Raw genomic sequence first — 14,966 nt, 5'->3', positions numbered from 1 at the left:
TCCATAAAAATAATAAATATGTTTATATTTTAAAAATGTATATAACCAAGAATAATAAAATAAAAATTTTTATTATTCTTGATATAGTTTTAATGATATATGTATGTTTTATTATATAAAGCAATAATTCTGTCTTGTGTTGAAGGATGTGAAGAAAATAAGTTTAAAATAGATTTTGATTTACCGTGAATATAATGAGTACTCATATTATGAGAAACCGATGGTTCACGAATTTGTTTAAATCGTTCTAGTGCACTGATCATTTGTTTTCTTGGCACAAATTTTGTAGCATCTGCATCTGCTCGATATTCTCGATATCTAGAATATTTCATAACTATCATGCTTGCTAATGCACCAAAAATAATTTGTAATATTGTGGATAAAAATAAATTTATAAATACAGTAGCATATTTTACATAAATAGATTCTTTTTGAGTGCTAATTATATATGAAATAACTTTTGTAATTAGGTAAGATATAAAAAATACAAAAGTATTTACTACACCCTGCATTAAAGATAGTGTCACCATATCCCCATTAATAATATGACTCATTTCATGAGCAATAACTGCTTCAATATGTTTTTTATTCATATTCTTTAATAATGCAGTTGAAAGCGCTAATAATGCAGAATTTTTAGATTTTCCTGTAGCAAATGCATTAATTTCTGGCGTATAATATATAAATATTTCTGGAGGTTGAATATTTACTTGTTTGGATTGTCTTTGTATTGTTTGAAAAATCCACAATTCAAATTGATTTCTTGAATTTTGAGTAATTATATGTCCATTAAATGATAATCGTGCTATTTGTTTTGATAAAATCAATGATATTATTGAACCTGAAAATCCTACTAATATAGATAATACGATCAATCCAGCAATACTGTCAGACTGCATTCCTGTTAAAAATAATACTGTACCAAAGATAACTGTTACAGCAAAATTTGTGATTAAAAAAAGAAAAATTCGAATAATCAAATTATATCTTCCTTGTTTTAAGTGAATTTTATATTTAATAAAATATACGATTAAAATTATTTAATAAATATTTATAATAAATATCATTACATATATTATTAAAATGTGTAAATAATTATCATTAAATTAAAATTAATATTTATAAATATTTAAAAAATATTTTATACAATATATTTTTATCTAATACAAAATATTATAACATTGAAAAAGATATTTTTTAAATATTTATAAATTAATTTATATATTTAGTATATTAATATTATATAAAAATTTTATATTTTTAAAAATATTTATATATTATATATTTTTTTAAATATCATAATTCATTTTCATGAAATTTTGATGTAAATTTGGACCCCATGAACCAGATTTATATAATGTTGGTTTTGTATTAGTATGAGACCATGCATTTATAATAGAATCTACCCATATCCAAGACGCTTCTATTTCTTGTTTAGAAACAAATAATGTTTGATTATTTTTCATACTTTCTAATAATAATTTTTCATATGCGTCTGATATATTATTTTGTTTTATTTTTGATCGATAATTAAAATTAAGTTTTTGATTTTCTAAGGTATATTTAGAATTTAGGTCTGGTACTTTATTTAAAAAATTAATTTCTATACCTTCATTTGGTTCAAGTCTAATTTTTAATATATTTTTAGAATTATTTTTAAATAAATTTTTTGATATATTTTTAAAACATATAATAATTTCGGATTTTTTATCAAATAGACGTTTTCCGGTGGTAAGATAAAATGGTATGTTTTTCCATTGATCATTATCAATATATGTTTTAATTGATACGAAGGTTTCGGTTTGGCTATTTTTATTAGCATCCCTTTCATTTAAATATGAAGGTACAAATTTTCCATCAATTATACCAGAATCATATTGTCCAATAAGTGTATTTTGTGTAATATTATTTATATCAATTTTTCGTAATTTTTTTAATACTTTAATTTTTTCTTCTTGAATATGTTGATCAGTTAATGTTTTAGGAGGAGACATTGCAATAATACTTAATATTTGTAATAGATGATTTTGTACCATATCTCGCATTTGCCCTATTTTATCAAAATATCCCCACCTTCCTTCAATACCCACTTTTTCTGCAATAATAATTTTTATATATTTAACTGTTTTATAATTCCAATTATTATAAAATAGAGGATTTGAAAACCGCAAAGCTAATAAATTTAAAATAGTTTCTTTTCCTAAATAATGATCAATTCTAAATATTTGTTTCTCTTTAAAATATTTTCCAATTTTATGATTAATTTTTTTGGAAGAATATAATGATGTTCCAATTGGTTTTTCTACAATAATTCTATTTGGAATAATATTATATTCAATTTTACCCAAACCTTCACAAATATTCGAAAATTTATTGGGAGGTACAGCAAGATAATAAATATTAGTATTATTATTTTGAAGTAATATGTTTTTTAATTTAAAAAATTTTTGAATTTTACAAATATCTAAATTAAAAAATATTAAACGATTTTTAAATCGATTCCATGAAATTAATTTTATTTTTTTTTTATAAAATGTTTTTAATGATTGTAAAATTATTTGGATATAATTTTCATATTTTAAATTTCCTCTTGCGATTCCAATAATGCGAGTATTTTTATGTAAATAATTATATTCTTCTAATTGATACAAAGCAGGTATTAATTTTCTACGAGATAAATCACCTTTTATTCCAAAGATAACTAAATTATATGATTGTATAATTGCAATATTCACTCTACCCTCATTGTTTAATGATTATTTTTATATTATAAAGAAAAAATATTTTTTATTATAGGATTTTAAAAAAAATCAATATAGCAAAGAATATTATAAAAATAATTTATATATTTTTAAATTTTTATATAAATTATATTTATTTAAAATTATTTTAGAATATATACATTTTTTTGAATCATATTTTATTTATTATAATATTAAATTATATTTATTTTTAAAAATATATCATTTAAATTCATAAAATAGTAAGAATATATAAAAATATTTCTTAAACATCAAATGGATAACAAATATGTTAAATCAAAAGATTAGAAGAACAAAAATAGTTGCAACATTAGGTCCATCAACAGATAAAAATAATATTCTTGAAAAAATTATATTATCCGGAGCAAATGTATTACGATTAAATTTTTCACACGGTAATTCTGAAGAACATGAGAAACGTGCCTATCATGCTCTAAAAGTAATTAAAAAAACTGGATTTAATATAGCTCTTTTAGGGGATTTACAAGGTCCGAAGATTCGAATTTCCACATTTCGTAATAATTTTGCTATTCTTATTCCGGGTCATGTATTTTTATTAGATTCTACCCTTCAACCGAATGAAGGGAATGAAAATCAAGTAGGAATAGATTATAAAAAATTACCATTAGATGTTAATGTTGATGATATTTTATTATTGGATGATGGTAGAATACAATTAAAAATTATTAAAGTAAATACAATGCAGATTTTTACAAGAATCATTGTTGGAGGAAAATTATCGAATAATAAAGGAATTAATAAATTAGGTGGTGGATTATCTGCAATATCATTAACTAATAAAGATAAATCAGATATTTTACTTGCAGCAAAAATTGGAGTGGATTATTTAGCAATATCATTTCCAAGAGATCCCCAAGATATCATTGAATCAAAAACTCTAGTAAAGCAAGCGGGTAGTCATGCTAAAATAATTGCAAAAATTGAAAGAGCAGAAGCTGTTGCGAATAAATACATAATGAAAAAAATGATATTAGCTTCAGATGCTATTATGGTTGCTCGGGGTGATTTAGGGGTTGAAATTGGCGATTCTGAAATTATTGGTGTACAAAAAAAATTGATTAGATATGCTAGAAAACTTAATCGTGTTGTAATTACAGCTACTCAAATGATGGAATCTATGATTAATAATCCCATGCCTACTCGAGCAGAAGTGATGGATGTTGCTAATGCTGTCTTAGATGGGACGGATGCTGTTATGTTATCCGCTGAAACAGCTTCAGGGAAATATCCTTCTAAAACAGTAAGGTTTATGGCAAAAATATGCCAGGGAGCTGAAAAAATACCAAGTATTAATGTCTCTAAACATCGATTGAATATCACATTTGATAATATTGAAGAAGCTCTTACAATGTCTGCTATGTATGCAGCTAATCATTTGTCCGGGGTGAGCGCAATTCTATGTATGACAGAATCGGGGAAAAGTGCACTATTAACATCTAGAATTACATCGGGTTTACCAATTTTTGCGTTATCTAAAAATCAAAAAACACTTAATTTAGTAACATTATATAGGGGTGTTATTCCTATTTATTTCAATAGTAAAAATGATGGATTAAAAGTAGCAAATGAAGCTATTAAATTGCTTGTTCGAAAAAAATTTTTATTTCTTAAGGATTTAATAATTTTTACCCAGGGTGATATCATGGGTATTGTTGGAACAACTAATACAATTAGAATATTACAAGTAATGTAATTAAATTTTTAAAATATCTTATTCTTATTATGATTAATAATAATATTATATATTATTATTAATGTTATCTTTAATATTTTCAAATATTCTTAACTTATGATTCAATTAAAAAATGTATTTATTACTTTATCTAATCGTAGCATTTTATCAAATATATCTTTATCTATAATACCTAATCGTATTTTGACAATTATTGGGCCTAATGGAGCAGGGAAATCTACATTAGTGCGTGTAATATTAGGTTTATTAAAACCAAATAAAGGAAATATTATTCGTCGTAAAAATTTAAAAATTGGTTATGTTCCTCAAAAAATTAATTTAGATATTACATTCCCAATTTCAGTAATTAAATTTATGGAATTATTTAATTATGATAAACAGAAACAGAACATTTTAAAAGCTCTCCAGAATGTACAAGCAGAACATTTAAAAAATTTTCAGATTACTAAATTATCTGGAGGAGAAATACAAAAAATACTATTAGCTCGTGCATTATTAAACAAACCAGAACTATTAATTTTAGATGAACCCAATCAAGGAATAGATATGTCTAGTCAAATGATTTTATATAAATTAATTAATAAATTAAGAAAGCAGTTGTCATGTTCTATGTTAATAGTATCACATGATTTAAATTTAGTAATGTCATATACTGATGAAGTCATTTGTCTAAATAATCATATTTGTTGTTCAGGTGCTCCAGAAATAGTTTCAAAAAATTTAGAATTTATTTCTATATTTGGTGATATAAAAGAAAAAAATTTAGCTTTATATCGTCATAATCATGATCATAATCACATCAATTTTATTTAATAAATAATATGGAATTATTAATAATTTTACAGAAAGTTATACAAATTCATTCAAATTTATATTTAAGTTGGATTTCGGGTTTATTATTATCTTTATCATGTGGTTTTTTAGGTGCATTTGTTGTTTGGCGTAAAATGTCATCTTTTGGAAATACTTTATCACACGCTTCTTTATTAGGTTTATCCATTTCTTTATTATTAAATATAGATGCATTTTATGTAGTGTTATTCATTGTTATTATTTTAACAATAATTATTGTATATTTAGAATATTCTTCAGATTTATCTTTAGATGCTATATTAGGAGTAATAACATATAGTTCTTTATCTCTGGGTATGATTATTATTAATATTATTCCAAAAGATAAAAAAACAGATTTATCTGCTTATTTATTTGGTGATTTACTTTTATTAAAAAAACATGATTTTATTATTATTTTATTAATGAGTGCAATAATATTAATAACATTAATATATTTTTGGAAAAATATGATATCTGTTATTATTAGTTCTGAACTATCATATATTAATGGGATTAATGTATTTAAAATGCGTTTAATTTTAATGATTATGACTGCTTTGTTAATAGGTATTTCCACAAAATTAATCGGTGCTTTATTAATTACCTCATTATTAATTATTCCACCAATAACTGTTCAAAAATTTATTTCATCTCCAGAACAGATGGTAATATATTCAATTATTATAAACATGATATCAATAACATTTGGAGTAATATTTTCTATTTTTTATAATCTTCCTATTAGTCCAATTATTATATTATTTGAATCAATGATATTTTTTATTAGTATAATGTTATGATATACAATTTATTTTTTTTAAATATTAAATATTTATATTATGATAAATATTTTCAACATCATTAAGATTTTTAAGATTTTTTAGAATTTTGGTAAAATTATAAGTATCTTTTAAATCTATTTTTAGTTTTGGTGTAAAAATGATTTTTTTTGAATATATTTTTTGATTTTTGGATTGAAATTCCTGTTGTATAATATTTGATGCATTCATATCACAAATAAGTTGTATAAATTTATGATTAATAATTTTAATATTCTCTATATATTCCGAAAAATTATTGATTTCTTTTTGAATGTTATCATTATTTATAAATATTAATTCGTTTCTCTTATTAAATAAATATTCTACAGAAGTATTTTTTCCTAAAGAATAATTACATTGTGAGAATATATATTTAATATTTGAAACTGTTTTTTGGTGATTATTACTTAAACATTGAATTAATAGCGCTATTCCTTTTGGTCCGTGACCTCCGTAAAAAAAAATTTTAGCATAATTTTTTTTTTTTTTTTTAAGATCATAATAATTTATAGCATGATTAATATTATTTCGAGTCATATTATTTGATAAAGCTTTATTAATGATTTTTCTTAATTGAAAATTTGAATCTGGATCTTTACCAGCTGATTTTACAGCAATAATAATTTCTCTAGTGATTTTTGTAAAAATTATACTTTTTTTTTTATCTTGTCTAGCTTTCCTATGTTTTGTATTAGACCATTTACTATGTCCTGACATGTTTTAAATATCCTATTGAAATAAATTATAATAATGTTAAATAATTTAAATATTTAAGATTATTTAATATGTTAATTTACTGGGGGCACCAGTCATTAAGCAGGTTGCAGAATTGGTTTTAGGAAATGCAATCACATCTTTTATGCTATTACTATTTGTTAATAGCATGGTAATGCGATCTAAACCTAATGCTATTCCAGCGTGTGGGGGTGTTCCGTATTTTAAAGCATTAATAAAAAAATCAAATTCTTTTTCATTATGATATGAATTTTTTATATTTAATATTTTTAAGACAGTTTTTTGCATATGAAAATCATGTATTCTTACTGATCCTCCACCAATTTCATATCCATTAATTACAAGATCATAAGAATCTGCAATAATTAATTCTGGTTTATTTTTTAATTCTTGAATGGTAGAATTTTTAGGCGCTGTAAATGGATGATGTATAGAAGATAAATGATTTTTATCATCTTTCATAAACATTGGAAAATCTATGATCCAAACTGGTTTCCAGCTATTTTTAATTGTTAAATTTAATTCATTTCCTATTTTTATTCTTAAATTACCTAAAATTTTATTAACTAAATTATTTTTTCCAGATAATATTAGTATCATGTCACCGTTATTTGCTTTTATATTTTTTATAATTTTAAATATATTTTGGATATTCAAAGTTTTTTTAGTAGCACTAAAAATACCCTTTTTACCAGATTGTATTGAAAATATTTTAATATAAAAAAAATTAATATTTTTATTTTTTTTTATTATGGTGTTATAAATATGTATTTGATTTGAATTTAAAAATAAACCTTTTGGAATTAATAAAGCGGCTGATCTTGAAATCATATTAATTTTTTTATTTTTATAAGGATTATTTTCAAAAATATGCTCAACATCAATTAATTTAAGTGGATTTCTTAAATCAGGTTTATCAGATCCATATTTTTTCATTGCTTCATTAAAAGAGATAATTGGAAAATCTGATAATTTAAAATTAATAATTTTTTTCCATAATATTTTAATTATATATTCAGATAGATGACGTATTTGTTTTGAATTTACAAAAGATATCTCGATATCAATTTGTGTAAATTCCGGTTGTCTATCTGATCGCAAGTCTTCATCTCTAAAACATTTTACAATTTGATAATATTTATCTATTCCAGAAATCATTAATAATTGTTTAAATAATTGTGGAGACTGAGGTAATGCATAATATTTGTTTCGATATAATCGACTAGGTACTAAATAATCTCTTGCTCCTTCCGGAGTGGATTTAGTTAATAGGGGTGTTTCTATATTTAAAAATTTTTTTTTTTGCATAATAGATTGAATAATATTTGTAATATTATTTCGAATTGTAAGATTTCTAATCATATTAGGGTGACGTAAATCTAAATAACGGTATGTGAATCTCATTTTTTCATGATTAACTTGATTTATATCTATTGGTAATACCTCTGAAGTGTTTAAAATTTTTACTTTAAATGCAATAATTTCAATATCTCCAGTAACAAGATTTTTATTTCGATTTTTTAAAGATCTTGCTTGTACTTTACCAATGATTTGAATACAAAATTCATTTTTTAATTTTAAAGCAATTTGAAAACTTTCATAATTTATAGGATGAAAAAATATTTGTATAATTCCTTCTCTATCTCTTAAATCAAGAAAAATAAATTTTTTAAATTTTCGTATTCGATCTACCCATCCACATAAAGTAACTTTTTTGTCAATATCTAGTAGTCGAATTTCTCCACAATATTTTGTTCGCATATGTTATCCTTATGGATAATTAATAAAAATTTTTATAAAATAATAAATAACATTTTTATAAAATTATTTAATAAATTATTTAAGCATGTATTTGTATATTTTAAATATTATATTAAATATTATTTATTTTTAAATAATTAAAATTTATCTATTTTAAAATATCAATATAAATTTTATCTACTTCTAAAAATAATTCTTCCTTTGGTTAAATCATATGGTGTAAGCTCAATAGTTACTTTATCACCTGTTAATATTCGAATATAATTTTTTCTCATTTTTCCTGATATATGTGCTGTAATAATATGTTTATTTTCTAATTCTACTCTAAACATAGTATTTGGTAATGTATCAATTATGATACCTTGCATTTCAATATTGTTTTCTTTAATCATATAATTTCCCAATTATTTTTAAATTTCAATATCATTTATTTTAGTTAAATTTAAGGTATTTATATATTTTTCTGCATCTAGTGCAGCCATGCATCCACTACCAGCTGATGTAATTGCTTGTCGATAAAATGGATCCGCAACATCTCCTGCGGCAAAAATACCTGGTATATTAGTTTGTGTATGAAATTCAGTATTTTCAGAAATAATTTTAATATAACCATGATCTAATTTTATTTTATTTTTAATAAATTCTGTATTTGGAGTATGTCCAATTGCAATAAATAATGCTGATACATTAATTGTTTTAATTTCTTGAGGATTGATTTTAGATTGAATTTTTATACCAGAGAAAGCTAAATTATTTTCTAAAATTTCTTGAATAAAATATTGAGTATATAGTATTACTTTTTTTTCTAGAATTTTTTTTTCTAATCTTTTAATTAAAATATTTTCTGCTCTAAAAGTTTGATTGCGATGAATTAAGTGTATTTTTTTAACAATATTTGATAAATATAATGTTTCCTCTATTGCAGTATTTCCACCACCAACTATTGCTACTTCTTTTTCTTTAAAAAAGAAACCATCACATGTTGCGCAAGTCGATATTCCTTTTCCAAGAAATTTTATTTCATTGTGTAAACCTAAATATCGAGGAGATGAACCGGTGGCAATAATAATTGCATCACATGTATATTGATATTCAGTACAATTTACATAAAATATTTTTTTTTTAGATTGAATATTTATAACATAATCAAAAATAATTTCAGTATTTAATTGAGTAGCATGTTTTTCCATGCGATTCATTAAATCAATTCCTAAAGTTTTTTCAAAATCTCCAGGCCAATTTTCGATTTGATATGTTGTTGTTAATTGCCCTCCTTTTTGTAATCCAGTAATTAATAAAGGATTAAGATTAGCACGTGCTGCATATATAGCAGCTGTGTATCCTGCTGGACCAGAACCAATAATAATTAATTTTTTATGTGTTATTTTTAATGATTCTTTCATGTATTTCTCTCAGATTATACGTGAATAATACAAAATTTGCGAATTTTTATGAATTAATATTAAACTATTTTATTTTCTATGTTATTTAAACATGTGAAATTCTTATATTCTAAAATATAATATATAATTATATTATAAATAATAAATATATTATATTCATTTAATAAATAAAATATAATTAATATTATTTATATTGTATTTAAAAAAATATTATCAAACGATATAATTTTTTATATATTATATTTAGTATTAATTTAAAAATTCTAATATATATAAAAATAATATGATTGATCTTTCTCTATTACGTAATGAAATTGATATCATTGCGAATAAATTAAAAACAAGAGGATTTATTTTAAATATCAATTTATTTAATTCTATTGAAAATTCTCGTAAATTAATACAAATACAAACAGAAAATTTACAATCAAAATGTAATAATTTATCTAAAGAAATTGGAAAAAATAAAAATATTAAAAACAATTTTCAAGAATTAAAAAATCAAGTTTTAGAAATTAAGAAATTGTTAATTATTAATAAAAAAAAACTATTTCAATTAAAACTAGATATGAAAAAATTTTTATTATCTATACCTAATATTCCAGATCCAACAGTTCCAATTGGAATAAATTATAGTGATAATCGAAAAATTCAATATTGGGGTAAAATTAAAAAATATTCATTTAAAGTGAAAGATCATATTTCTATTGGAAAACAACATAATGGTTTTGATTGGTTCTCTGCTGTTCAAATTTCTGGTTCTCGTTTTGTAATTATGAAAAATAAAATAGCATTATTATATCGAGCATTAGGTCAATTTATGTTAGATGTACATATTAATCAACATGGTTATTCAGAAACATATGTACCATATTTAGTAAACCATGAAAGTTTATATGGAACAGGTCAATTACCAAAATTCGAAGACGAATTATTTTATGTATCTACAAAATACAAAAAAATACATCAAAATAAATATATTTTAATACCTACTGCTGAAGTTGCATTAACTAATATGTTTAAAAATAAAATTATTCATAAAAATGATTTACCGATTATGTTAACTGCTAATACCCCTTGTTTTCGTGCTGAAAATATATCTTATGGTCAAGATAAAAAAGGATTAATTCGTATGCATCAGTTTGATAAAGTTGAAATATTTCAAATTAGTCATCCAAATCAATCTATAAAAACTCTAGAAAATTTAACTTATCATGCAGAAAGAATTTTACAATTACTAGAACTGCCTTATAGAAAAATTTTATTATGCACAGGAGATATGGGATTTTCCGCGTCAAAAACATATGATTTAGAGGTATGGTTTCCTTCTCAAAATAATTATAGAGAGATATCTTCTTGTTCTAATATGTCAGATTTTCAAGCGCGAAGAATTAACATTAAGTATTGTACCAATAAAACGAGTAAAAAAAAATTAGTACATACAGTTAATGGGTCAGGTTTGGCAATTGGTCGAACATTAGCTGCGATATTAGAAAATTATCAACAATGCGATGGAACTGTTAAAATACCAAAAGTATTACAAAAAAAATATATGAATGACATGAATTTGATTGATTAAATATAACATACATATCATATAATATATTTTACATTTAAAAATTATCATAAAATATATGAAAAAAATAATATACAATTTTAGTGCCGGACCGGCTATGTTACCTCAGGAAGTATTAATAAAAGTTAAGAACCAATTTTTAAATTGGAATAATATAGGATCATCTATTATTGAAATTAGTCATAGAAGTTCAGAGTTTTTAAAAATTATTAAAAATTCTTATAAATATTTAAAAAAATTATTATCTATTCCAGATGAATATATTATTTTATTTTGTCAAGGTGGTGCTCGAGGACAGTTTTCTGCAGTTCCAATGAATTTATTAAATAAATTTTATACAGCAGATTATATTAATAGTGGATATTGGTCTTACCATTCCATGGTAGAAGCCTCCAAATATTGTACTCCATATCAAATTAATGTAAAATCCATTACAGAATCTAAAAAATCTATTCTTCCAATGAGTCAATGGAATTTAAATAAAAATACTGATTATGTACATTATTGTCCTAATGAAACTATTGAGGGTATTGCAATTCATGAAGAACCTAATTTTCAGGGGAAAATTGTAGTAGGTGATTTTTCTTCATCAATTTTATCGCGTTCTATTGATGTCAAAAAGTATGGTGTAATTTATGCTAGCGCTCAAAAAAATATTGGTCCTGCTGGGATTACATTAATTATTATGCGTAGAGATTTATTAAAATATAAAACAAATATTTTATTACCAACGATTTTAAATTATAAAACAATTTATAAAAATCAATCTATGTTTAATACACCAAATACTTTTTCTTGGTATGTTTCTGGGTTAGTTTTTAAGTGGATGATTAAGAATGGTGGAATAAGTTTTTTTGAAAAATTAAATTATAAAAAAGCAAAATTATTATATCAAAAAATTGATAGTAGTAATTTTTATATTAATGATGTGCATATTAAAAACCGATCTTATATGAATGTTGTCTTTAATTTAGTTGATCAAAAATTAAATGATCTTTTCTTAAAAGAATCTATAATGAATGGATTAAATTTTTTAAAAGGACATAAATTTTATGGAGGTTTTCGAGCTTCTATTTATAATGCTATGCCAATTTCTGGAGTTAAGGCATTAATTCAATTTATGACAGATTTTGAGTATAAATATAAATAGTTATTTTTTTTATTTACATTGTTTATAAGGAAAATTTTTGAATGGAGAAATTTTTAACGTTAAATCCTATATCTTCAGTATATGGAGATATATATTTACCTGGTTCAAAAAGTATTTCAAATCGTGTTCTATTAATGTCAGCAATGTCCAATGGTGTAACATGTATAAAAAATTTATTAAATAGTGATGATGTTAATCATATGTTAAAAGTTTTTCAAAAAATTGGAATAAAATTTAATATTAATAATGATTATAAAAATTGTATTATTGAGGGATGTTCTGGTCCATTATATTATTCTAATAATATTTCATTATTTTTAGGAAATGCTGGTACTGTAATGAGACCATTAACAGCAGCCTTTTCATTATTAAATAATGATATTATATTAACAGGAGACAGCAGAATGCAAGAACGTCCTATTAAAGATCTTGTTCTTGCTTTACGACAGGGGGGTGCAATTATTAAATATTTACAAAATGAAGGTTATCCTCCTATTAAAATTCAAGGTGGATTTCTAGGTGGTAAAATTATTATCAATGGAAACATATCTAGTCAATTTCTAACTTCTTTATTAATATCTGCTCCTTTAGCAAAATTGGATACTAATATTACACTTAAAAAACCTCTTATTTCAAAACCATATGTAGATATCACAATGAAATTAATGAAAAATTTTGGAATTACAGTATATCATGAAAATTATCAAAAATTTTTCATTAAAGGAAATCAAATTTATTATTCTCCAAAAAATATTTATATAGAAGGCGATGCCTCTTCAGCTTCTTATTTTCTTGCAGCTGCAGCAATTAAAGGAAAATCAGTTCGTGTAATAGGAATTGATAAAAATAGTATTCAAGGAGATATTCAATTTGTAAATATTTTAAAAAAAATGGGTGGAAAAATAAATTGGGGAAAGAATTTTGTTAAATGTTCTGAAGGTAGATTAAAAGCAATTGATTTAGATGCAAATGATATTCCTGATGCAGCTATGACAATTGCTATTCTTGCTTTATTTACATATAATGGAAAAACGACTATTATTCGAAACATATATAGTTGGAGATTAAAAGAAACAGATAGATTAAAGGCAATGACTATTGAATTAAAGAAAATTGGAGCTTTTGTGATAGAAGGAAAAGACTATATTTGTATTACTCCTCCTAAAAAATTTATTTATGCAAAAATTAATACATATAATGATCATAGAATGGCAATGTGTTTTTCTTTAATTGCACTATCTAATCAAAGTGTTACTATTATGAATCCTAAATGCGTTTCAAAAACTTTTCCTCAATATTTTCAGGAATTTAACAAAATTAGTGTATATAATTCATTAAAAAAATTTTAAAATACAAATAAATTTATCAGATTATATTTTCAGAAATAATAGTATAAAAATTATACATTTAATAAATTTAATACTTAATTTTCATTAGAGAATTTGTAATTATGATACTTCCTCTTGTGATAACTGTAGATGGTCCAAGTGCATCTGGAAAAAGTACGCTCTGTAAATTGCTTGCTAACAATTTAAGATGGTTTCATCTTGATTCAGGCGTAATTTATAGAATACTAGCTTGTTTATTTGTACAATATAATGTCCCTATGTTAAAAAAATTTTTAACCCCTATTTTACGTAATTTAGATTTTTATTTTATTTATAAAAATGGTTTGATATATAATTTGATTAAAAAACATTTTTCGTATAGATATATTATGTCTAAAAAAATAACATATATTTCTTCTAAATTAGCTACCATTCCATATGTAAGAAATTATTTATTAATCAAACAAAGATTGTTTCGTCGATATCCGGGATTAATTGCTAATGGAAGAGATATGGGGACTGTTGTATTTCCTGATGCAATAATTAAAATTTTTTTAAATGCCACATTAGAGGCAAGAGCATATCGAAGAATGATTGATTTAAAAAAGAAAGGTACTGATATTAATTATCAAGATGTATTGAATCAAATTTATAAAAGAGATTATCGTGATAAAAATAGGATATGTTCTCCATTGAATCCCGCTCATGATGCATTTATATTAGATTCAAGTAAATTATCAATCAGTCATGTGTTAAAAATTGTTTTACAACATATAAAAAATAATAATAATTTTAAGATCAAATCTGTCTATAATTAGGATGATTATAGAGTATATTAACAAACCCTATTCTACATGATGTTAAATAGATGGTAAATTACAA

General features: G+C 22.8%; 13 protein-coding genes. 7 read left to right on the top strand and 6 right to left on the bottom strand.

Annotated elements, in window-relative coordinates:
* Nucleotides 1-89: 89 nt before the first annotated feature.
* Together htpX and zwf are read right to left on the bottom strand one after the other, a co-directional pair.
* Nucleotides 90-977 carry a protease HtpX gene (gene htpX / locus AB4W55_RS01125; RefSeq protein WP_367672790.1) on the bottom strand — a complete coding sequence of 296 codons (888 nt, stop codon included), beginning with the start codon at nucleotides 975-977 and terminating at the stop codon, nucleotides 90-92.
* A gap of 312 nt (nucleotides 978-1,289) precedes the next feature.
* Entirely contained in the window at nucleotides 1,290-2,735 is a 1,446-nt protein-coding gene (gene zwf / locus AB4W55_RS01120) for a glucose-6-phosphate dehydrogenase (RefSeq protein WP_367672180.1), read from the bottom strand.
* A 295-nt stretch (nucleotides 2,736-3,030) separates the two neighbouring features.
* On the opposite strand from zwf, the gene pyk reads away from it, so the two are divergent.
* The 3 genes from pyk to AB4W55_RS01105 all read left to right on the top strand — a co-directional run bounded on the left by pyk (nucleotide 3,031) and on the right by AB4W55_RS01105 (nucleotide 6,110).
* On the top strand, nucleotides 3,031-4,476 hold the full coding sequence (pyk, locus tag AB4W55_RS01115) for a pyruvate kinase (RefSeq protein WP_367672179.1): 1,446 nt from the start codon (nucleotides 3,031-3,033) through the stop codon (nucleotides 4,474-4,476).
* A 96-nt stretch (nucleotides 4,477-4,572) separates the two neighbouring features.
* On the top strand, nucleotides 4,573-5,289 hold the full coding sequence (gene znuC, locus AB4W55_RS01110; RefSeq protein WP_367672178.1) for a zinc ABC transporter ATP-binding protein ZnuC: 717 nt from the start codon (nucleotides 4,573-4,575) through the stop codon (nucleotides 5,287-5,289).
* Nucleotides 5,290-5,297: 8 nt separating this feature from the next.
* Nucleotides 5,298-6,110, top strand: a complete 813-nt coding sequence (locus AB4W55_RS01105; RefSeq protein ID WP_367672176.1) for a metal ABC transporter permease — start codon at nucleotides 5,298-5,300, stop codon at nucleotides 6,108-6,110.
* Nucleotides 6,111-6,134: 24 nt separating this feature from the next.
* Here the strand turns inward: AB4W55_RS01105 and AB4W55_RS01100 are convergent, their stop codons facing one another.
* From AB4W55_RS01100 to trxB, 4 genes are all read right to left on the bottom strand, one after another.
* The gene (locus AB4W55_RS01100) at nucleotides 6,135-6,848 is read right to left on the bottom strand and encodes a YebC/PmpR family DNA-binding transcriptional regulator (protein ID WP_367672175.1); all 714 of its coding nucleotides are present in this window, start codon (nucleotides 6,846-6,848) and stop codon (nucleotides 6,135-6,137) included.
* A gap of 63 nt (nucleotides 6,849-6,911) precedes the next feature.
* Nucleotides 6,912-8,627 (bottom strand): aspartate--tRNA ligase, encoded by a 1,716-nt coding sequence (aspS, locus tag AB4W55_RS01095; protein WP_367672173.1) that lies wholly within the window; start codon nucleotides 8,625-8,627, stop codon nucleotides 6,912-6,914.
* A gap of 173 nt (nucleotides 8,628-8,800) precedes the next feature.
* Complete coding sequence (gene infA, locus AB4W55_RS01090) at nucleotides 8,801-9,019, bottom strand: translation initiation factor IF-1 (protein WP_367672171.1); 219 nt, start codon at nucleotides 9,017-9,019, stop codon at nucleotides 8,801-8,803.
* A gap of 18 nt (nucleotides 9,020-9,037) precedes the next feature.
* Nucleotides 9,038-10,030, bottom strand: a complete 993-nt coding sequence (trxB, locus tag AB4W55_RS01085; RefSeq protein WP_367672170.1) for a thioredoxin-disulfide reductase — start codon at nucleotides 10,028-10,030, stop codon at nucleotides 9,038-9,040.
* A gap of 283 nt (nucleotides 10,031-10,313) precedes the next feature.
* Between trxB and serS the strand changes: the two genes are divergently transcribed.
* From serS to cmk, 4 genes are all read left to right on the top strand, one after another.
* Nucleotides 10,314-11,609, top strand: a complete 1,296-nt coding sequence (gene serS / locus AB4W55_RS01080) for a serine--tRNA ligase (protein WP_367672168.1) — start codon at nucleotides 10,314-10,316, stop codon at nucleotides 11,607-11,609.
* Nucleotides 11,610-11,664: 55 nt separating this feature from the next.
* Nucleotides 11,665-12,756, top strand: a complete 1,092-nt coding sequence (gene serC / locus AB4W55_RS01075) for a 3-phosphoserine/phosphohydroxythreonine transaminase (protein ID WP_367672167.1) — start codon at nucleotides 11,665-11,667, stop codon at nucleotides 12,754-12,756.
* Nucleotides 12,757-12,797: 41 nt separating this feature from the next.
* Nucleotides 12,798-14,105 carry a 3-phosphoshikimate 1-carboxyvinyltransferase gene (gene aroA, locus AB4W55_RS01070; RefSeq protein WP_367672165.1) on the top strand — a complete coding sequence of 436 codons (1,308 nt, stop codon included), beginning with the start codon at nucleotides 12,798-12,800 and terminating at the stop codon, nucleotides 14,103-14,105.
* A gap of 101 nt (nucleotides 14,106-14,206) precedes the next feature.
* Entirely contained in the window at nucleotides 14,207-14,902 is a 696-nt protein-coding gene (gene cmk / locus AB4W55_RS01065; RefSeq protein WP_367672163.1) for a (d)CMP kinase, read from the top strand.
* The last annotated feature ends 64 nt before the right edge of the window (nucleotides 14,903-14,966 follow it).

Source organism: Buchnera aphidicola (Symydobius americanus) (genome assembly GCF_964059135.1).
In the GTDB taxonomy this organism is placed as follows: Bacteria; Pseudomonadota; Gammaproteobacteria; order Enterobacterales; family Enterobacteriaceae; genus Buchnera_L; species Buchnera_L aphidicola_AJ.
Note: the sequence above shows the minus strand (reverse complement) of the source record. Positions and strands in the feature narration are given on the sequence as shown.